Below are 19,739 nucleotides of genomic sequence, written 5' to 3'. Positions count from 1 at the left end.
ATCGTTCACGCGTGTTGCCCGCGTTCACTCGTCATGCACCGACGGTTCACCGTGCTTTCGCGTTGCCGTCGGGCATGGCCCATCGGCCGCGTGCCGCGATTTGCCGATGGCTAACACGTGACTATATAGGCTCTTGATGCACGCACCAACACCCCCGGTCCATGCATGGCATGGCGACGACTTGCCCACTTCGAGAGGAGTATCCATAGTACTTTCGGGGCGTGTAAGGGCGCGTGCATGGGCTATAAGGGCCAAGTCGCCCCACTTGCTGGGGGTTTGTCCCGATTTTAGGGGTATGCATGGCGCAAGGGTTGGACTCCGGCGATACGAGCGTCCGGCGAAGCGAGCGTTTGGTGATGAATAAGCGCGAACAGGGCTGTCAGCCCGCCGATCAGTCGCGGCCGGAGGATCTCGACGCGAATGATGTCCTTGCGGCGGTCGACGATGCGCTGGACGAGCATGCGCGATGGTTGAATCGATGGCATCGCGCGCTTGTCTGCCGTATCGAGCCGGAACCGGATTTACTGGACGAGGACCGGGTTCTCTACAGCCGTTTCGGCATGTGGTATCTGGCGCATGCGGATGACCCGCTGTTGCGCCAATCGGCGGTCAGTGAACTTTGGAAAAGCTATCGAAGCCTTCATGAACTGGCGCGCCTCCTGGCGGAACGCGCGCGCGCCGACCGTCCGGTTCCTGTCGGCGAATATGACGAGCTGGTCGCCCGCGCGGATGCGTTCCGGGGGCGCGCGCGCCGGTTGCGCGATGCCTTCGGAAAGGCGGTTTCGACCCTCGACCCGCTGACCGGCCTCAGTACGCGCGCCGGGATGATGGCGGAAGTCGAGACAGCGTACCGCCGGGGTACCGACACGGGGCATGGCGGCAAGGGGCTCGCGATCGGGCTCTGCGACATCGATCATTTCAAGGCGATCAATGATGCCCACGGTCATGGTGTCGGGGATGAGGTCTTGAGGGCCGTCGCGGGTCGCTTCGTCTCGCGTTTGCGGCCGACGGACACTATCTATCGCTATGGCGGCGAGGAGTTTCTCGTTTGTCTGCCCAATGCCGGCGAGGAAACGGCACGGGATGTGCTGGAGCGTTTGCGGCGCGCCCTGGAGGAACGCCCAATCGGCTTGGACAAGGGAGGGGCGATCGAGGTTCGGGCCTCCTTCGGCCTCGCCGTGGCGGATCGCGCGGCACCGTTGAAGACCGTGATTGAGCGTGCGGACGAAGCGCTATACCGATCGAAGGATACGGGACGGAACAGGATAACCTGTTGGAGACCGGGTTTGTCGTCCGACCTGTCGCCAGAATTCTCGAAGGAAGGCGGGAGAAGCATGAGATGATGGTGAGGGACCCAGAAACGAAGCAAGGCACGCCATTGAGTGTTAACGAGAACTTGGATGTAACCAAGACGGCGCCGGTCTCCACGGGCGTCGTGGGCATCGTGCTCGCGGGCGGCTTGTCGTCGCGCATGGGCGGTGGGGACAAATCCCTGCGCCTCCTGGGCGGCCGTCCCATCCTGGATCATATCATCGAACGCGTCCGGCCCCAGGTCGACGAGCTTGCCCTCAATGCCAATGGCGACCCGGAGCGTTTCGAGGTCACCGGCATGGATGTCCTGGCCGATACGATGGATGGGCAGCCTGGCCCGCTGGCCGGCGTGTTGGCGGGGTTGGAGTGGGCGCGGCGCCACCATCGCGGGGCCGAATGGCTCGCGACCTTCCCGGGCGATGCACCGTTCCTGCCGCGCAATCTGGTGCCGCGATTGATGCAGGCGGTCGAGCGCGCGGAGGCGGACATGGCCTGCGCCGCCTCCGACGGCCGGGCGCATCCGGTGGTCGGCCTCTGGCCCGTGCGGCTGGCCGACGATCTGCGCCAGACCATGCTGGAGGAGGATATCCGGAAGGTCGACCGCTGGACCCGCCGTTTCAAGTTGATCCAGGTCGAGTTCGCGGCGGAGCCTGTCGACCCCTTCTTCAACGCCAATGCCCCCGGCGACATCGAGGCGGCGGAGCGCCTTCTACGCCGCAGCAGATAGGCGGCCGGCCGTATCGGCCGTCGAGATCCCCAGCCAGGGACCGATCATCCATGCGTTATCATGTCTTCACCGGGTTCCGCCTTGTCGCTCTTCTCCTCGTCGCGGTCCTGACGGTGCCGGGCGAGGCGCGGGCGAACGCCATGGTGGAAAACGCGATCCGACAGGCCGAGCCGTGTTCCGCCCTTCGGATCGACGATTTCAAGTTGGTGACGATCGCCGTCGACCGCTTCAAGAGCCTGACGGTGCATGATGTCGCGCTCAACATGGAAAACGATGCGCTTTCGGCCGCGATCGATGCGACGCTCTATTGCGAGGCGGGGCCGGACGCCTCGATGAGCGGCGACCTCGGCGGCCGTGTCGCGATCGATCTGACGGCCGATCTCGCCCGGTGCCGTGTCACGTCGGTCGACGCGCGGGTGAGCGAGCTTGGCGGGCGGATCGCCACCAGTCTCGTCGATTTTCTGCAAGGTCTCGGCTTCAAGGCCGATGTTTTGGGCATGCTCGAAACCCGTCTCGCCTCGGACCTCGAGGATGCCGCCCGGGAAGAGGTCGAGGCGCGCTGCCGGGAGATGTCCGCGCGCTGAGCCGCGATGCCTCTTCAGGGGGTGACCATCACGGCGGCGACGTCATGCCGGTGCAATGTCACGGCCATCAAATATTCACCGGCCGGCAACGGTTCGGTCTCGCTTTCTCCCTATCAGCATAGGCCTGCCGGTCGCGGCGATATGCGGCCGGGTCGCTCCGTGCGATGCGACCCGGTGGAACCGCCGTGGCCCATCATGCCAACCGATCGTGCCAACCGATCGGCCAACCAAGGGGTTTCGAGACCATGCGCTTTTCCCGTCGATCCATGCTGAAGGGTGTGGCCGCCGCCGCCGTCGCGCCCGTCATCCTGAAGGCCCATGACGCGCTCGCCTCGAGCGGGCAGGTCAATGTCTATGCCTGGGGCGATTATATCCAAGAGAACATGATCAAGAAGTTCGAGGGCGATACCGGCATCACGGTCAATCTGTCGACCTACGGCTCCAACGACGAGGCGGAGAACAAGCTGCGCGCCGCGGGCGGCAAGGGATTCGACGTTATCTTCCCCTCGATCACCAACGGGCCGAACTACTATCAGTACGACCTGATCGCCCCGCTTGACGAGAGCAAGGTGGCGATGGACCGCCTGATCCCCTCCATGGTCCGCGACTCGATCAATCTCGGCGCGACCTATCGCGGCAAGCGCTATCTGCTGCCGTTCGACTGGGGCACGGAAGCCATCACCTATGACAGCGAGGCCATGCCGATGGACGCGGAGGCGGTCTCCTTCGGCTCGCTCTGGGCGCCGGAGGCCTCGGGTTCCGCCGCCTTCCGTCAGAAGTCGGTCATCATGGGCGTGGCGCTCTATCTCGACGCGACCGGCGAGGTGCCGTCGAACCGCGCCCTCGACATCTATAAGTCCGAGGACGAGGCGCGCCGCGTGTGGGATGCTTGCGCGGCCTTCATCATCGAGCGCAAGGACAATATCGCGGCCTTCTGGAACAACGCGACCGAGGCGACCGCCGCCTTCACCGACGCCGGCGCGACGATCGGCCAGACCTGGGACACGACCGGTCTTCTGCTCAATCGCGAGAATGCGAAGTGGAAATACCGCATGCCCAAGGAAGGCGGCATCACCTGGATGGACTCGATGGGTGTCACCGCGGGCGCGGAGAATATCGATCAGGCCTATGCCTTCATCAACGCGATGCTCGAGCCCCGGATGGCCGGCATGTTCTCCAAGAATACCGGCTATAACTCGGCCGTGAAGGGCGCCGCCGACCATGCCGGCACCGAATACAAGCAGCAGTTCGACGAGGTCTACAATGAGGAGAACCTCGCGAATCTGTGGTGGTGGCAGGCGGATACGCCCTATTTCGCGCAACTCCGCCAGGAATATGTCGAGAAGATCACCAACGCCTGATCGGCGAGGGTGACGGTGGGGCGGACGGGGCAATTCCCCGTCCGCTCACGCCGATCGCGACGTCTGGGTTCGAAAAAGGGGGCGGGCCATGCGCGGCAAGGACGTGCGGCTTCAGGATGTCGTGATGCGCTTCGGCGGGTTCACGGCGGTAGAGCGTACGACGCTCACGATCAATGCGGGCGAGTTCTTTTCCATTCTGGGGCCGTCGGGATGCGGCAAGACGACGATCCTGCGCATGGTCTCCGGCTTCATCCGGCCGAGCGAGGGCAAGGTGCTGATCGGCGACCAGGACATGGGCGCCCTGGGCCCGGCGCGGCGGCCGACGGCACTGATCTTCCAGAATCTGGCGTTGTTCCCGCTGATGACCAATTGGGAGAATGTCGCCTTCGGGCTGGAGGCGCGCGGCGTCGACCGGAAGACGCGGCGCGATCGGGCCTTCGACCTGCTCGCCCTGGTCGGGCTGCAAGGGCATGAGGAGAAATCCCCGAACGAACTGTCCGGCGGCCAGAAGCAGCGCGTGGCGATCGCCCGCGCGCTCGCCGTCGAACCGGCGGTCCTGCTGCTGGACGAGCCGCTCTCCGCGCTCGACCTCAAGCTGCGCCAGTACATGCGGGCCGAACTGAAGGACATCCAACGCAAGACCGGCGTTACCTTCATCTTCATCACCCACGATCAGGGCGAGGCGCTGACCATGTCCGACCGGATCGCCGTGATGAAGGCCGGCGTGGTCGAGCAGGTCGGCGACGTCGATACCATCTACGACAATCCCCGCACCCCGTTCGTGGCCACCTTCGTCGGCGAGAACAATGTGATCGAGGGGCGGGTCACGGCAACGGGCGATGGCTTCGCCACGGTCGAGACGCCGCACGGCATGCTGCGCGGGCGCGATCAGGACCGCCTGTCGGTCGGGGAGCGCGCGATGCTTTTCGTGCGGCCGGAGCGCAGCGCGCGCGTCAATGGCGTGGCCCCCGACAACGTCTTCGACGCGCGGTTCGAGCGTCGCGACCTCGAAGGGTCCTTCGTCAATCTGTTCTTCAAGGCCGGTGCGGACAGCTTCATCGTGCATGAGGCGAACCGGGGCGGCCATGGCGGGCTCGAAGGCGCGGTGAAGGTTGGTTTCAACGCCGCCGACGCGGTCGTCATGCGCGCCGGCGAGATCGAGGCCGAGGCGGACGATGCATGAACTTCTGCGCAGCTACGGCCGCACGCTGACGGGTGTCTTCATCACGCTGACGGCCTTCTGGATGTTGATCATGATCCTGCTGCCGCAGGCCTTCATGATCGAGCATTCGCTCTGGTGGATCGATCGCGACGACCAACTGGGCATGAGGATCGACCGGGCCTATTCCGACATGGGGCTCCTGGAATTCGATCTCGGGCAGGCTGACACGCCGGAGGGAAAGGCGGATATCCAGGAACGGATCGACGGACTTAAGGCCGACATCGCCGCTATGGAGGCGGAGGAGACCGCGCCGCCGAAGCATTACGGCTTCGACAATTACACCAAGATGTCGGCCCTGCATTTCGAGATATTCCTGAAGAGCATCGGCTATTCGCTGGCGGTCACGATTCTGGCTTTGATCGTGTGCTATCCGATCGCCTTCACGATCGCCAAGCTGTCGACGCCGAACAAGGCGGCGTTGCTGATGCTGGGGCTGATCGTGCCCTATGCGATCAACGAGTTGCTGCGCGTCTATGCCTGGCTGATGATCCTGGACTATCAGGGGGTTATCAACAGCCTGCTGGCTTGGCTGGGGTTGGTCTCGTTCGAGGATAAGAGCTGGGTTCCCTTCCTGGAATATTCCGGCTCCGTCTTCGTGGCGCTGATCTACGCCTATGTCCTCTTCATGATCTTCCCGATCTACAACACGGTCGAGACGTTGGACCGCAATCAGTTGGAGGCGAGCGAGGATCTGGGCGCGGGCGTCATCCGCACGCATCTGCGCGTCGTCATTCCGCATGCCAAGCCCGGCATCGCGGTGGGGTGCATCATGACCTTCATGTTGTCCGTCGGGTCCTATTCGGTGCCGCAGATCATGACACGGGGCAAATCCGGCGATTGGTTCAGCCAATTGATCTATCGCCAATTCTTCGAAAGCCAGAACTGGAACAGCGGCGCCGCCTACAGCTTCTCGCTCGTGCTCGTCTGCCTGGGCTTCATCCTGATCATGATGAAGGTCTTCAAGGTTGGCATCCGCGATATCGCGAAATGACGGGGCGCAAAATCATGGGATGCGCGGCGACCGGGGCCTTGAGCGGAGAGAATCGATGAGCACGCAACGCCAGGGCCGCGATTGGTCCACTCTCGTCCTCGACATCTATGTCGTGGTCTTCTTCGTCTATCTCTTCGCGCCGCTGCTGGTGATGTCGCTGGCGGCCTTCAACGCCTATGAGTATCCGTCGGTCACGCAATGGCGCGGCTGGACGTTGCAATGGTTCGGCGAATTGGCGCGGGACGACCGAATCCTGCAGGGTGTCGTGAACTCCCTGATCGTCGCCCTGGGCGTGATCCTGGTGGCATTGCCGCTCGGGCTTTCGGGCGCCTTCATCCTGACCCGCCTGCGCGGCCGCTACAATAATCTGCTCTACGCCATCCTGGTATCGCCCTTGCTGATCCCGGGGATCGTGCTCGGTATCTCCACTCTGATCTTCTGGGGGCGGGTGGACGTGCCGGGCGGCCTGTTCCTGACGGTGATGGCGCAAGGCAGCTTCATCGCGGCCTATTCCATGCTGCTTTTCATGGCGCGCCTGCAGCGTCAGGATCGGGGGCTGGAGGAGGCGGCCCTCGATCTCGGCGCTTCCAGCTTCTTCATGTTCCGGCGGATCACCGTGCCCTTCCTGATGCCGACGATCCTGACGGCCGCCGTGATCGCCTTCCTGCAATCGATCGAGAATTACAACACCACCGTCTTCGCGATCGGCGGCGATTGGACCCTGGTGACGGAGATCGGCTCGCGCTTCCGTTTCGGTCTGTCGCCGGTCATCAACGTGATCGGCGTCATCTTCGTCGTCTTTACCGTGATCGCGGCCAGCGTCTATGTCCTGCAGAAGGAACGGGAGCGTAAGCGCAAGCTCGCGCGGTAATCCCGGTCCGATTCCCCGTCAATCCGCTTTAAGGCCGCCCCGCGTTGAGCATCGAGATCACCTTTCGCTGCCCCCCCGAATGGGTCGATATCCTGCCCCGGCCGGTGCGCGGGACGGAAGCGCTGCCGGAATGGCTTCGCACCATGCCGGCGACGGCGGACAGCGACCTGCTCGGCGCGCCGGTGCGCACGTTGAAGCACTGCCCGCCCTTGATCGACGCCATGGGGGCGGGATGGTTGATGCCGCTGGCCGCGGATGTCGAGGTCTCGGCCGACGGCCGTTTCGACTGGAACTGGTCGCCGCCGCCGACCCGGTTCGAGCGGTTGACGCGCGCGCCGCTCGGCCTTCATGTCTCGGCCCAGGCGGCCGGAAGCCCGATCGGCAAGCCGGGCCAGCTCTTCCTCAAATTCATGAATTTCTGGACGGTGGAGACGCCGCCCGGCTGGTCCGTGCTCTTCACCCACCCGGCGAGCCGGACGGACCTGCCTTTCCGCACCCTGAGCGGGCTGGTCGATTGCGACCGGTTCAGCCATGGGCTGGTGCATTTCCCGGCGATCTGGACGGGGGAGGGGTTCGTGGGCCGCCTGCCCGCCGGCACGCCGGTCGCGCAACTGATCCCGGTGCCGCGCGGCGTCGGCGCCAGGTTCGGCACGCTCGACGGCGGCGACGGCGCGCGGTTCGAGGAAACGCAGGAGGCGATCGCCGAGGCCCCCGGCGGCTATCGCAAGCATTATCGCGTCGGCGGCCGCTCGGCCGACTGAGTGTCCAGCCCCAACGCCGCCATCAAGCGTCGCTCGTCGAGGGGAAAGCCGCCGGACCCGCGATGGGTCAGCACCTTCAAAATATCGGGGATGCGTGCGGGCTCTGACGTGGCCAGCGCGTGCAGCTCTTCCTGGGCCGCCTGTTTCTCCCCGCATTCCAGCAGCGCCCGGGCGTGCAGCAGTCGGTCTTCCGGCCCGGGCGCGGCGAGCGCGGCCGAATGATCCGCCGCCGCGCGCCAGTCGCCATCGGCGAAGGCGGCGCCCGCGGCCGCCCGTCGCGCGTCCCCGTCCGACGGCGCGAGCGCGAGGGCGCGGTCCGCAGCCGCTCGGGCCCCGGCCGTCGCGCGCGTCTCCTGCCGGGCGAGGGCGAGTTCGATCCACGCGGCGAGATAGTCCGGCGCCCGCTCGACCACCGTCTCCAGCGCGCGGACGGCATCCGCCGCGCGCCCCTCGCGCCGCAGCAGGACGGCCAGATTATAGGCGGCGGGCGGGAAGAAGGGCTTCAGGCGCGCCGCCTGACGCAGGCCCGCCTCCGCCTTGCGCGCGTCGCCGGCGCCATAGGCGGCCATCGCTTCCGCGATCAGGCGCTTCACCTTCGCGGAGGGAACAGGGGGCGCGGAGGGAACAGGGGGTGTAGGGGGATCGGGGGCGCGTCGGGAAGCCATCATGGTCGGATCATAGCCCGGGCGGGCGCCATCGGGAAGCCGACCTTGCCGCCGTCCGCGCGACCCCCTATCGTCCCGGGCACTCGCCCATGACGACCCTTTGAACAGTTGCGAGAGGACGCCGAGCCCATGCGTTTCACCGGAACCGAGAGCTATGTCGCCTCCGACGATCTATCGGCCGCGGTCAACGCGGCCGTGACGCTGGAGCGGCCCCTGCTGGTCAAGGGCGAACCGGGCACGGGCAAGACGCAACTCGCCGAGGAGGTGGCCCGCGCGCTCGACCGGCCGCTGATCCCCTGGCACATCAAATCGACGACGAAGGCGCAGCAGGGCCTCTATGAGTATGACGCGGTCAGCCGGCTGCGGGACAGCCAGCTTGGTGACGAGCGGGTGCACGACATCTCCAACTATATCGTGAAGGGAAAGCTTTGGCAGGCCTTCACGACCGATCCCGCGCCCGTTCTTCTGATCGACGAGATCGATAAGGCGGATATCGAGTTCCCGAACGATCTGTTGCTCGAACTCGACCGCATGGAGTTCCACGTCTATGAGACGGGGGAGGTGGTGCGCGCCGTCAACCGACCCGTCGTCATCATCACCTCGAACAACGAGAAGGAACTGCCGGACGCTTTCCTGCGCCGCTGTTTCTTCCACTTCATCCGCTTCCCCGATCCGGAGGTGATGGAGGCTATCGTCAAGGTGCACTTCCCGGACCTGAAGCCACGGCTTTTAAAGGAGGCCCTGACGCTGTTCTTCCAGCTGCGCGAGGTCCGCGGGCTCAAGAAGCGGCCCTCGACCTCCGAATTGCTGGATTGGATCAAGTTGCTGATGGTGGAGGATATCGACCCGCAAATGCTGCGGGAAAGCGACCCGTCGAAGGTGATCCCACCGCTTCACGGGGCATTGCTGAAGAACGAGCAGGACGTGCACATGTTCGAGCGGCTGGCCTTCATGGCCCGGCGCGAGGCGGGGCGGGGGCAATGAGCGCGATCGACATCCGCCCGCTCGACCCCGAGCATGATATCGACTGGTATTACGCGCTGAACGAGGCCTGCGTGCCGGCGGTCAACTCATTGCCCAAGACGCGCTTGGCCGACCTGATCGCGGAGAGCGCCTATGCCCGCGTCGCCTGCATCGACGGTGATCCGGTCGGCGTGATGATCGCCTTCGGGCCGCCGGCCGATTACGACAGCCTGAATTTCCTGTGGTTCCGGCAGAACTTCACGGATTTCGTCTATATGGACCGCGTCATGGTAAGCGAGAGCGCGCGCGGGCGCGGCGTCGGCGCGTTGCTCTATGGCGACCTGTTCGAGGCGATGGAGGGTCGCTTTCCCTTCGTCGGCTGCGAGGTCAATAGCGAGCCGCCCAATCCCCATTCCATGCGCTTCCACGAGCGCCTCGGCTTCAAGCCGGTGGGCGAACAGCGTACCGAGGGCGGCAAGAAGGCCGTGGTCCTGTTGCGACGGGATTTGTAGGCCGGCCCCTATAGCCGCTTTTCCATGTAGAGGCTGTGCTCGGACTCGGCATAGGGGCCGAAGGGGCCGCGCTCGGTGAAGCCGGCGGCGCGATAGAGGCCGATGGCCTCCGGCTGGCGGTTGCCGGTTTCCAGGCGCAGCAGCGCCATGCCGTCCGCGCGCGCGCGATCCTCCAGCGCCTGGAGGAGCCGGCGTCCGAGGCCGATGCCGCGCAGGGACGGGGCGACATACATCCTCTTCAATTCGCCATAGGCCGCATTCTCGTCCCGCCGAATGGCGAGTGCGCCGAAGCCCGCCACCACCCCGTCGCACCGCGCGACGAGGAAGGTTATATCGGGATCGATCAAAGCGGCGGGGTCGAGCAGATGGTTCTCCTCCACTGGATAGAGGTCGGCATAGACGCGGTCGCTGTCCGCCATCATGCATTGGATCGTGCCCTGGTCGGGCGGCTCCACCTGGATCGTCACGGCATCGGCCGAGCAACGCGCGGTTCCCATCCTTTATCGATCCTCCACCAGTTGACGGCAGTGCGTCTCGCGCACCGCGAAAAAACATGCCGCCAGCCCAATGGCATAGCCGACGATCATCGCGCTGAAGGCGATGCGGTAGGCGGCCTCGGAATAAATCCGCACGCCCTCGATCTCGGTCCCATCCCAGCCGAGATCAAGCAGATAGCCGATCAGGGGCTGAAAGATCGCGCCCGCGCCGACGACGCACATATTGACGAAACTGAGGGCCACGCCGGTGTCGCTTGGACTATTGGTCTCGCGCGCCAACGTGAAGTTCAGCACCATCGAGCAGCCGCCAATTCCGATCAGGGCCAGCAGGAAGGATATCGCCGGCGGCGAGAGTTCCGGGATGTAGACCACCCCGACCAGCCCCATGACCGCGAAGGCGTAACCCGAATAGAGCAAAGGCTTGCGTCGTCCGATCCGGTCGGTCAACCAGCCATAGACCGGGGCCGAGATGCCCCAGCCGATGAAGATTATGGAGGTGGTCGCGCCCGCCTCGGCCTTGCTATAGCCATGCACCTGGACGAGCCAGGGCACGGCCCAGAGGCCGGCGAAGGCCAGCATCGGCGCGCTCAGGGTCAGGCCGCAAACCGCATTGCCCCAACTGTCCGCGCGGCGCAGCATCCGTCCCATGCCGGACAGCATGCCGCCAGACGTCTTGCGCATGTCCTGCCGGTCGCGCACGACCAGGAAAATCGCCAATGCCAGCAGCGCGGCGAGCGCCCCCACCATGATCATCGCGTCCCGCCACCCGGTGCCGTCGACGACGAGGCGAAGCGGCGCCTGCCCGCTGATCGCGCCCGTCATGCCGACCGCCTGCAGGATACCGACGAGGAGCGAGAAGCGGCCGGCCGGGAACCAGTGCGCGGCGATGGTCATGGTGCCGACATAGCCGAAGGCGACGGCCCCGCCGATCAATGCCCGCCCGATCGCGGCGATGGCGAGCGATTCGCTGGTTGCGAAGAGCACGCTGCCGATCATGCAGGTCGCCATGGCGCCGGCCATCATGCGGCGCGGTCCGAACCGGTCGATCAGCAGCCCCACGGGTAGTTGCATGCCGGCATAGGCGTAGAAATAGAAGGCGGAAACCGAGCCCAGCGCCGCCCCGCCGACGGAGAAGGCGCGCATCAACTCCTCCGTCATCACGCTTGGCGCCACCCGTTGCAGAAAGGCATAGCCGAAGACCAAGCATCCGAGCGCGAAGGCGAAGACCGCCCGCCTCGGCGGGCGCAAGGTGGACGCGCCGTTCGTCTGGTCATAGGCGGGGGAACGCAGGCTCATGAAACGGCAGTCTAGTGGCTCGTCGCGGGAGCGTGCAGGGGCGTTTTTCTCGGAATAGCTTTGACCATCAGTCACTAATCACCCCGTGCGCGCCGGTCGATCGTCAGGGCATAGGCAAGGATCGCGAAGGAGACGATTTGCTCGAACAACTCGTCGTAAAGATGGCCGGGGATCAGCAATAGCGGCAGCCAGAAGAAAAGGGCCGGCGGCGGCCGCAGCCCGTCCAGCCAGCCGCGCGGTAGGGGGAGGCGGTCACTTTCGTTCAGCCAGATCAGCGCCGAGAGCAGGCAGGCGATGATCATCCGCGCCACCTCGTTCCAGCCGACGGTCAGATTGTGCAGATTGAGTTCGCCCTGGACATTGTTTGCCTTCAGCGCCGCGGGGGTTTCGATTCCCAGGATGCGTTGGCCCCAACTGATTTCCTCGCCGGCCAGGAACAGGAGGCCGATTGCGAAAAGCCAAAGCACAAGACGTTCTTCCCGCCCGAAGGCCTTCCCGGGCCGCGAGGTGGCGCGGATCGCCAGCGCCGCCGACAGGACCAGGAGCAGGACCGTCAGATACTCCATCGGCCCGTCCTCCGCCCAGATTCCTGGCGGAATGCCTAACAATTCATGGTGGCCGATCAGGAAGAAGGGAACGATCGCCGCGCCGGCGGTGAAATGCCCGTACCAGTGGAAAGGTGGCAGGTTGGCCGGGTTCGGGAAGCGCGTCGAAAGTTCATGCGCGCCCCAGATCAGGAACAGCCCCGCGATCGCCAGCGAGATTTCGAGCCGTAGCGGATCGTAATAGCGATTGGTCGGCCGGATCCAGTCGATCAGGCGCCCGATCGCGGCGTCCTCGACCGGCAGGACGATGCCGGCCGATGCAACGAGGATGAGCACGAACCCGCCCCACAGCATCGTTCGGTAGCATGGATCGAGCGGCATCGGCTTCAGGCCCTGGGCGTCATGGCTGGCTTCCCGCCGCCCGAGGGTCAGTCGTTGCGGGCCATGAGTTGATCCGCCTTGTCGCGCAGGATCTCGATCAGCCCTTCATAGCCCTTGGATTTCAGGACCGAGGAGAATTCGGCGCGCCGCAATTTCAATTGGCTGACCGAGCCGTCGACGATCAGATCGACAATCTTGTAGCCGTCTCCGGAATCGTTCGAGAGCATGAAATCGACGCTGGACGGCTCACCACTATCGCCTTCGTAGCGTGTGCGGACCATGACGAGGTCGCTCGGCGCGTCCTCCACGCCGGTGATTTCCAGCTTGTCGCCCTCATACATCGTCAGCGCGTCCGATTGCGAGGCGATCGTGTAGCGGATGAAGACATCGACATATTCCTCCCGCTGGTCCGGTGTCCATTTCTCATAGACGCCATGGCCGACCGTCGCGGCGGCGATCGCGGGCAGGTCGAAATTCTCGCGGACGATTTCCGCGCCGGCCTTGACCGCTTCCTCGTTGGATAGCGTGGGGGCGCGTTCCGATAGCCGCGCCAGATCCGCGCCCAGGCTTTCGACCCGGGCGCGCGCGGCCGATCGTTCCGTGTCGGTCGCGGCGCGCGCTTCCAAGCCCAGGGTCAAGGACATCGCCATGGCGATCGCGAGGCCGGCCAGGATCGACCGGGTCAGGCTCGACCGGACGAGGGTCAACATTTCCAATCCTCCTTGATGCCGCGCACAGGGCATCGTCCATGAACAGACGGTTCCGGCGCCATCGCCAATCGGCGACCGCGATGCCGGACCGTTATCCCCCGCTTGATGTGACGAATTGCGCTTTATCGCGTCCCATCACCGACGCTAACTGTGGGATTTAGCTCAACCAGACGCTATCTTAAAGCCCTCTGTTACACGAATTCGCCGAATTTTCCCGGCTTGGAGCGATGTTTCGCGTGCTCGACCGTCTGGCGACCCCCTTGAAGCGATTTGGTGCCGCCTGGGTCCGGTCCTGCGCGCGGCGGCCGGTCGCATGTCTGGGGTTGGCGCTGGCCCTGGCGGCGGGATCGCTGGCGGTAGCCGACGCACGCCTCACTTTCGAAACCGACGCGACCGCCCTGATACCGGCGGATACGGGGTTTCTCCAAACCTATGAGCGGTACAAGCGGCTTTTTCCCTATGATCGTCGCGTCAACATCGTCGTGATCGATGCCCCGGGCGCGGACCAGGCGGCGGATGCGCAACGTGCGCTGGCGCGGGCATTGGCGGGACACGAGCGTTTCTTCAACGCGGTCCGTACCCCTGATGACACCGCCTTCATGCGGCGTAACGGGTTGCTCTATCTATCCGTCGAACGGCTGGAGGCGGTAAGCGGACGCTTGCTCGCCGCGCAACCCGCGATCGCAGAGCTTGCCCGCGATCCGAGTCTGCGCGGCGTGGCGGAGGTCTATCTCCTCGCCGTTCAGAATGACCCGGAAGCCGCCAGGTCGCTCGCCGATTTCCTCGCGGAGAGCGCGGTGCGGGCCCGGGACGGCGCGCCGCCGGCGGCTTCATGGTCCGGTCTGCTTCTGGGGCCGGAGGCGGCGCCCTCGCGGCGCCTGATTTTGGTACAGGGGCGGCTCGATGGCGACGAGCAGGCGGTCGGTGGCGATACCAGCCGCGTGATCCGCGAGGAAGCGCGCGGCCTCGGCCTGACGGCGGAGAACGGCTATCGCGTGCGATTGACCGGCAGGGGGCCGCTCTCGGCCGAGGAGGTGGACGGTCTTACCGCGGACCTTCAACGCGCGGGGCTGATCTCGCTCGCGCTCGTCGCCGTCGTGATGTGGCTCGGCTTCCGGTCGTTCCGGTTGATCGCGATCGGGGTCGCGACATTGTTGACGGGCCTTGCCTGGACCGCCGGGTTCGCGGCCTTGGCCGTCGGCAGCCTCAACCTTCTGTCCGCGGTTTTCGCGGTATTGTTCATCGGGCTCGGTATCGACTTCGCGATCCACTTCGCCTTGCGGTTCCGCGAGGAAGCGGCGTTCGGCGACGGCGCCGTTCGGGCGCTGTCGCGGACGGGAGGGGCGTGCCTTTCGGCGCTCGGCCTATGCGCGGTCACCTCGGCGGTCGGGTTCCTCGCCTTTCTGCCGACGGATTTTCGGGGGTTGGCGGAATTGGGGTTGATCTCCGCCGGGGGGATCGTCCTCGCCTTCCTGGCGAGCTTTACCGTCATGCCGTCATTGCTGGCGTTGTGCCGGGTCGCCTCCCTACCGGACGACAAGGGGCGGGATCTGCCTGGTGGGCCGGCCCTGGCGCGCTGGATTTCGCGTCGGCGGCGGGCGATCCTGCTGATTGGCTTCGCGCTTGCCGTTTTCGGCGCGCTGCTGACGACGCGGATCGCCTTCGATTTCAATACGCTTTCCCTTAAGGACCCGGATGCGGAATCGATCGCCACGCTGCGCGATCTGCAGGATGACGGTACCCTCACGCCCTATTCGCTCTCCGTCGTGACCGATACGCCGGAGGCGGCGAACGCGGTGGCGGCGCGGCTCGCCGTCCTGCCGGAAGTGGCCTCGGCGCGCGGGCCGGCCTCGTTACTGCCGGAGGAGCAGGCGCTGAAGCTCGCCATCGTCGCCGACATGGCGGCGAGTCTTTGGCCGGCGCTTAATCCGAGGCGGACCATGGAAGCCCTTTCGGACGCGGGGCGGGCCGAGGCCGTCGCCGCCCTGCGCGACGTGGCGGCAAGCGTCGGCGGGGCGGCCCCCGCGCGGCTGATGAGCGCCCTGGACGGGCTGACCGACGCGTCGTCGCCGGCGGCCGCCCTGGCCGAATACGAGGGCAGGCTGACTCGCCATTTGCCCGACCTGATGACACGTCTCAAGGCGGTGTTGGAGGCCAGGGCGGTGACGTTGGACGACGTGCCGGAAGCAATGAAGGCGCGTTACATCGGCGAGGCCGGCCATGGCCGCGCGGTGGCGCTGCCGGCCGAGGATCTGACGGACTTCCGCGCTTTACGACGGTTCACGGAGGCCGTCACCGCCCTCTATCCGGATGCGATCGGACGTCCGGTCCTGGAGGCGGGCGTGGGCGACATCGTGACCCGGGCTTTCCTACAGGCGATCCTTGGTGCCGCGGCCACTGTTTTTCTCCTGATTTGGTGGGTCCTCGCCAGTGGACGCGCGGCTTTGTGCGTGATGGCGCCGCTGGGGCTCTCGGTCGTGGTCCTTGGGGGCTATAGCGTCTTGTTCGATCGCCCTTTCAACAGCACGAACGTGATCGTCGTCCCCCTGATCCTGGGGCTGGGAGTCGATAACGGCGTGCATTTCGTGATGCGGCTGCGCGACGAGACCTCGCTCGGCCTGCTGATGCGATCCTCGACGCCGCGCGCCGTGCTGATGAGCGGTGCGACGACCATCGCGTCCTTCGCCACCCTCATCCTTTCGGATAATCGCGGTATAGCCGGCATGGGGGAGTTCCTGACGATCGGGGTCGTGACGGTCCTGGGCGCGACATGCGTGCTTCTACCGGCCCTACTTCTGCGGGCTGGGGATGCGTCACGGTAATCGGCCCGATTCCCGCGTTGGGGCTTGATTTTGTCGCGAAACCGTAACAATTAATCGGGGCCATCGGAGGTTTGGCACATATTCGTTTTCATCTCGCGGCTCTGGTTCTTTACGGGCGCCACCTCCCGATCGTCATGAAGAAGCTCCTCGGCGTCGCGCATCGGGTTCCTGCGTGGGTTTCCGTTCCTCGCCGTTTTCACGGAACACCCCGATGATTCGCTCTCTCGTTCGTTTTGCCCGGCTTTATCTGCTTTGGCCCCTTCTGCTTTGCGCGGCCTTGACGATAACTTGGACCGGGATCGCCCATGGGTATTCCTTCCTGGCGTTCAATCTGGCCTATCTCGGTCTCGCGGCATGCCTCTTCCTGGCCGAGCGGCGCTGGCCCTATGAGCGCGCCTGGCTGGAGAACGACGGCCAGATCGGGGTCGATCTCGCCCATACGGTGCTTAACAAGAGCGCGGTTCAGGTGCTGGTCGCGGTGGGCGCCGTCTTCGGCGTGGCGGAGGTGGCGCGTGGCACGGAACTTCACGGTGTCTGGCCCGGGGAATGGTGGCTGCCGGCGCAAGTCCTGCTGGCCCTGGTACTCGTGGAGGCCGGTCTCTACGCGGCGCATCGCCTCGCGCATGAATGGCGGTTCCTTTGGCGCTTCCATGCGGTTCATCATAGCGCGCCGCGTCTGACCTTCATCAATACCGGGCGGTTCCATTTGGTCGATACCGTCACCAGCATCCTGCTGAGTCAGCCGATCCTGTTCCTTGCCGGTGCGCCGATCGAGATATTCAAATGGGTCAGCGCCACGACCGCCTTCATCGGCATGTTGACCCATTGCAATGTCGAGATGCGCTTCGGCTTTCTGAATTACATCGTCAACACGCCGGTACTGCACCGCTTCCACCACTCGCGCGATCTGAAGGAGGGGAACAGGAACTACGGGGAGAATTTGATGATTTTCGACCTGTTGTTCGGCACCCACCATTACGCGCGCTATCGTCCATCGGTCAGGATCGGGATCGACGAACCGATGCCGGCTTCCTTCCTGGGACAAATGACCCATCCGTTCCGGGGGCTGTTCGGAGAGCGTGACGGCGGGCGGGGCAAGGGGGCGTCCGGCGGCCCGGCCGGACGGATCGGTGCCTGACGCGCGTCAGCGCATCCGCATCGGTCGAATACGGTCCGGCGGAATAAGGCGGTCGATCGGGGTATAGTCCTCGATCGCGATGCATTGATGAATCGCCGTGCCGTCATGCGTTAGGGGGAAAATCCCGAATTCCTCGGTGACGTGCTGGTTATCCGCCCCCTCGATGGGAATCGTGGCGCGACCATAGACGGGGGCCGACCGTTCACCGACCATCTTGTAGGCTTGGTACCAGATATCCTCGTCGGTCGTCTGAAACGCGCATTCGTCGAGTCGCCGTCCGGTGAAATCCAGTCGGGACATCTCCACGACTTTCGTTCCGATCAACCGATAGCGGATTTTCCATGGATCGTCGGCGAACTCGACGATCAGGATATTCGGTAGAAGATCCCGCAGGTCCGAGGGGTCGAAAAGCTTCCGGCACGGTATGGGGCCATTGCCCAGACGCGCGCGCCAATAGGCATCGAGCGCCAGTACCTTTTCCGAGGTTACTTTATCGGCGGTTGACCAGATCGGCATGTCCTACCGTACCCATTCTACTGCATGCGCGATCGCACCGGCGCATGGGACGCGCCCCGCGACTGTGTTTCCCCACCGACCGAAATCTACCCTTATTCTATATCGCATAGAAATGATGCTCGCGTTCCGATCACGGTTTCGTGTTCGCGTGGCGTGGCCTTGCTTTTGTCATGTCTTCAAAGGGTGCTGTTCTCGGGTTCTCTTGCATTTGGGTTTATTGTTCTTGGGCGGTCTCGAGCGGCGTTCCCGTTTCGCAATGACTGAACCAGCGCAACGCGACATGCGGGGCGGCCCCGTCCGGGGTTGGGGCGCCGCGGCCGGCGCGCCATTCAGCGAGATCGAGGGTCCGTCCCTCGATATTGAAGCGGGTCCGTCCCGTCCGGTTCACGGCGCTCGCATGTAGATGGGCGGCGGAGAACGCGATCAAATCGCCCGGACGTGGCAGGATCGGCGTGGCTTCGCCCCAATCCGCCGGGCGCGTCGCGGTCGGAAGCGGGGGATAGCCGGCCCCGTGCCCCGCGGCGCGGCGGCGGCGGAACTCCTCGATATCCCAGGTGGCGCTGTCGTTCTCGACCGGACGCGCCCAGGCATCAAGGTGGATCAACAGGCTGCGTCCCGCCGTCACGGGATAGACCGGCGCCCACCAATTGATCTGTTGGGGCAGGTTGGCCCCCCAACTGTCGCGATGCGCCGGCAGGTTCGCCACCTGGGGGCCGTGATGGCGCGCGCCGGATGGATTGACGCGCAGACGGCGGCGATCCCAATAGGTCCGGTCCATCACCAGTCCGCATGCCGCCAATGCCTCGCGCCATAGGCACGATACTTCCGCCGACCGGCCATAGGCCCGGCGCAAGGCACCGGCGGCCTGAAGGAAGGAGGCCGGGTCCATGTGCCTCGTGGCTTGCTCGGGATTCGCGAAATGCGCCCGGATCATTCGATCCGCCTGCGACACAAGCGCGCGGACCGGCGCCAACCCCCGGAAAACCAGGATATCGCCCGCGAATATCCGTGCCTGCAGCCGTTCCGGTGGCATGCCGTGTGCTAAGTCGACAGGATCGGGCACGTCGTATAAACCTTTCGCCGGGCAGGGCGCCTGATATGCACCAAAAGACCCTATGAACGGGAATTGAGACAAAAAGATGTTCTATCGGACGGAAGATGATCACGGCCTGAAGCATAATCCTTTCAATGCGATCGTGGTGCCGCGACCGATCGGTTGGATCACCAGCCAGGATAGGGAAGGGCGGGTCAATCTCGCGCCCTACAGCTTCTTCAACGGCGTTGCCTATCACCCGCCCCAGGTCGTGTATGCCTCGACCGGCGCGCCCGACAAGCAGGCGGGGCTCAAGGACTCGATCGGCAATATCCGGGAAACCGGAGAGTTCGCGGTGAATATCGTCACCTGGGATTTGCGCGAGGCGATGAACATGACCGCCGTCGCGGCGCCCCACGGGGTGGACGAGTACGAGGTCGCGGGTCTGACCAAGGCACCGTGCGAGGTTATTTCCTGCCCGCGCGTCGGCGAGAGCCCGGTGACCTTCGAGTGCAAGCTGGTCAAGGTCGTCGATCTTCTCTCGACCGACGAGGCGTCGCCCAATCGGTTGGTCGTCGGCCATGTCGTCGCGATCCATATCGCGGACGATGTGATCGCGGACGGTATCGTCGATATCGCGAAACTGGCGCCGATCTCCCGCCTGGGCTACCGCGATTACGGCCGGGTGGGTGACGTCTTCTCGATGGTTCGGCCGGATTGGCCGATCGGCGATCGGGAGAAATAAGGATGATGGTTCGGGAACCCCGTGACCGGTATGGCTTTCCCGGACGCAATCAGATCGTGTATTAAGAAAAAATTCGTACCTAAGTCCT

At 64.8% G+C, this 19,739-nt stretch carries 20 protein-coding genes; 13 read left to right on the top strand and 7 right to left on the bottom strand.

The window, feature by feature from the left end; genetic code table 11:
* Positions 1 to 356: 356 nt before the first annotated feature.
* From KAJ83_RS03430 to KAJ83_RS03395, 8 genes are all read left to right on the top strand, one after another.
* Entirely contained in the window at positions 357 to 1,343 is a 987-nt protein-coding gene (locus KAJ83_RS03430) for a diguanylate cyclase (protein ID WP_210680595.1), read from the top strand.
* Between the two features lie 53 nt (positions 1,344 to 1,396).
* A complete protein-coding gene (mobA, locus tag KAJ83_RS03425; protein ID WP_246484173.1) occupies positions 1,397 to 2,038 on the top strand; it encodes a molybdenum cofactor guanylyltransferase MobA in 642 nt (213 codons plus the stop codon).
* 50 nt (positions 2,039 to 2,088) lie between these two features.
* Positions 2,089 to 2,622, top strand: coding sequence for a hypothetical protein (locus KAJ83_RS03420; protein ID WP_210680594.1), 534 nt, complete (start codon positions 2,089 to 2,091; stop codon positions 2,620 to 2,622).
* 245 nt (positions 2,623 to 2,867) lie between these two features.
* Positions 2,868 to 3,983, top strand: coding sequence for an extracellular solute-binding protein (locus tag KAJ83_RS03415; protein WP_210680593.1), 1,116 nt, complete (start codon positions 2,868 to 2,870; stop codon positions 3,981 to 3,983).
* Positions 3,984 to 4,071: 88 nt separating this feature from the next.
* Positions 4,072 to 5,166 carry an ABC transporter ATP-binding protein gene (locus KAJ83_RS03410; RefSeq protein WP_210680592.1) on the top strand — a complete coding sequence of 365 codons (1,095 nt, stop codon included), beginning with the start codon at positions 4,072 to 4,074 and terminating at the stop codon, positions 5,164 to 5,166.
* Complete coding sequence (locus tag KAJ83_RS03405; protein WP_210680591.1) at positions 5,159 to 6,196, top strand: ABC transporter permease; 1,038 nt, start codon at positions 5,159 to 5,161, stop codon at positions 6,194 to 6,196. The genes KAJ83_RS03410 and KAJ83_RS03405 overlap by 8 nt, the downstream gene beginning before the upstream one ends.
* A 55-nt stretch (positions 6,197 to 6,251) precedes the next feature.
* On the top strand, positions 6,252 to 7,067 hold the full coding sequence (locus KAJ83_RS03400) for an ABC transporter permease (protein ID WP_210680590.1): 816 nt from the start codon (positions 6,252 to 6,254) through the stop codon (positions 7,065 to 7,067).
* A gap of 44 nt (positions 7,068 to 7,111) precedes the next feature.
* Complete coding sequence (locus KAJ83_RS03395) at positions 7,112 to 7,828, top strand: hypothetical protein (protein ID WP_210680589.1); 717 nt, start codon at positions 7,112 to 7,114, stop codon at positions 7,826 to 7,828.
* Here the strand turns inward: KAJ83_RS03395 and KAJ83_RS03390 are convergent.
* The gene (locus KAJ83_RS03390; RefSeq protein WP_210680588.1) at positions 7,798 to 8,397 is read right to left on the bottom strand and encodes a tetratricopeptide repeat protein; all 600 of its coding nucleotides are present in this window, start codon (positions 8,395 to 8,397) and stop codon (positions 7,798 to 7,800) included. The two genes, KAJ83_RS03395 and KAJ83_RS03390, sit on opposite strands and share 31 nt — an antisense overlap.
* Positions 8,398 to 8,622: 225 nt before the next feature.
* On the opposite strand from KAJ83_RS03390, the gene KAJ83_RS03385 reads away from it, so the two are divergent.
* Together KAJ83_RS03385 and KAJ83_RS03380 are read left to right on the top strand one after the other, a co-directional pair.
* Complete coding sequence (locus tag KAJ83_RS03385) at positions 8,623 to 9,477, top strand: AAA family ATPase (protein WP_210680587.1); 855 nt, start codon at positions 8,623 to 8,625, stop codon at positions 9,475 to 9,477.
* Entirely contained in the window at positions 9,474 to 9,968 is a 495-nt protein-coding gene (locus KAJ83_RS03380; RefSeq protein WP_210680586.1) for a GNAT family N-acetyltransferase, read from the top strand. Before KAJ83_RS03385 ends, KAJ83_RS03380 begins: the two co-directional genes overlap by 4 nt.
* 8 nt (positions 9,969 to 9,976) lie before the next feature.
* Here the strand turns inward: KAJ83_RS03380 and KAJ83_RS03375 are convergent, their stop codons facing one another.
* The 4 genes from KAJ83_RS03375 to KAJ83_RS03360 form a co-directional block, all read right to left on the bottom strand.
* Positions 9,977 to 10,465, bottom strand: coding sequence for a GNAT family N-acetyltransferase (locus KAJ83_RS03375; RefSeq protein ID WP_246484172.1), 489 nt, complete (start codon positions 10,463 to 10,465; stop codon positions 9,977 to 9,979).
* 3 nt (positions 10,466 to 10,468) lie between these two features.
* On the bottom strand, positions 10,469 to 11,761 hold the full coding sequence (locus KAJ83_RS03370) for an MFS transporter (RefSeq protein ID WP_210680585.1): 1,293 nt from the start codon (positions 11,759 to 11,761) through the stop codon (positions 10,469 to 10,471).
* Between the two features lie 74 nt (positions 11,762 to 11,835).
* The gene (locus KAJ83_RS03365) at positions 11,836 to 12,687 is read right to left on the bottom strand and encodes a hypothetical protein (protein WP_210680584.1); all 852 of its coding nucleotides are present in this window, start codon (positions 12,685 to 12,687) and stop codon (positions 11,836 to 11,838) included.
* 47 nt (positions 12,688 to 12,734) lie between these two features.
* Entirely contained in the window at positions 12,735 to 13,397 is a 663-nt protein-coding gene (locus KAJ83_RS03360) for an MlaC/ttg2D family ABC transporter substrate-binding protein (RefSeq protein WP_210680583.1), read from the bottom strand.
* 236 nt (positions 13,398 to 13,633) lie between these two features.
* On the opposite strand from KAJ83_RS03360, the gene KAJ83_RS03355 reads away from it, so the two are divergent.
* Complete coding sequence (locus KAJ83_RS03355; protein WP_210680582.1) at positions 13,634 to 16,219, top strand: MMPL family transporter; 2,586 nt, start codon at positions 13,634 to 13,636, stop codon at positions 16,217 to 16,219.
* A gap of 211 nt (positions 16,220 to 16,430) precedes the next feature.
* Positions 16,431 to 17,357 (top strand): sterol desaturase family protein, encoded by a 927-nt coding sequence (locus KAJ83_RS03350; RefSeq protein ID WP_210680581.1) that lies wholly within the window; start codon positions 16,431 to 16,433, stop codon positions 17,355 to 17,357.
* Between the two features lie 6 nt (positions 17,358 to 17,363).
* Here the strand turns inward: KAJ83_RS03350 and KAJ83_RS03345 are convergent, their stop codons facing one another.
* Complete coding sequence (locus KAJ83_RS03345) at positions 17,364 to 17,873, bottom strand: PAS domain-containing protein (RefSeq protein ID WP_210680580.1); 510 nt, start codon at positions 17,871 to 17,873, stop codon at positions 17,364 to 17,366.
* A 214-nt stretch (positions 17,874 to 18,087) separates the two neighbouring features.
* On the bottom strand, positions 18,088 to 18,936 hold the full coding sequence (locus tag KAJ83_RS03340; RefSeq protein WP_210680579.1) for a hypothetical protein: 849 nt from the start codon (positions 18,934 to 18,936) through the stop codon (positions 18,088 to 18,090).
* Between the two features lie 76 nt (positions 18,937 to 19,012).
* Here KAJ83_RS03340 and KAJ83_RS03335 point away from each other — a divergent pair, with 76 nt between their 5' ends.
* Positions 19,013 to 19,651, top strand: coding sequence for a flavin reductase family protein (locus KAJ83_RS03335; RefSeq protein WP_210680578.1), 639 nt, complete (start codon positions 19,013 to 19,015; stop codon positions 19,649 to 19,651).
* Positions 19,652 to 19,739: the final 88 nt, after the last annotated feature.

The sequence above is a fragment of the Marivibrio halodurans genome, from assembly GCF_017963645.1.
Classification (GTDB): domain Bacteria; phylum Pseudomonadota; class Alphaproteobacteria; order UBA8366; family Aestuariispiraceae; genus Marivibrio; species Marivibrio halodurans.
The sequence above is the reverse complement of the archived record's forward strand: the minus strand, read 5'-3'. Positions and strand labels throughout refer to the sequence as shown.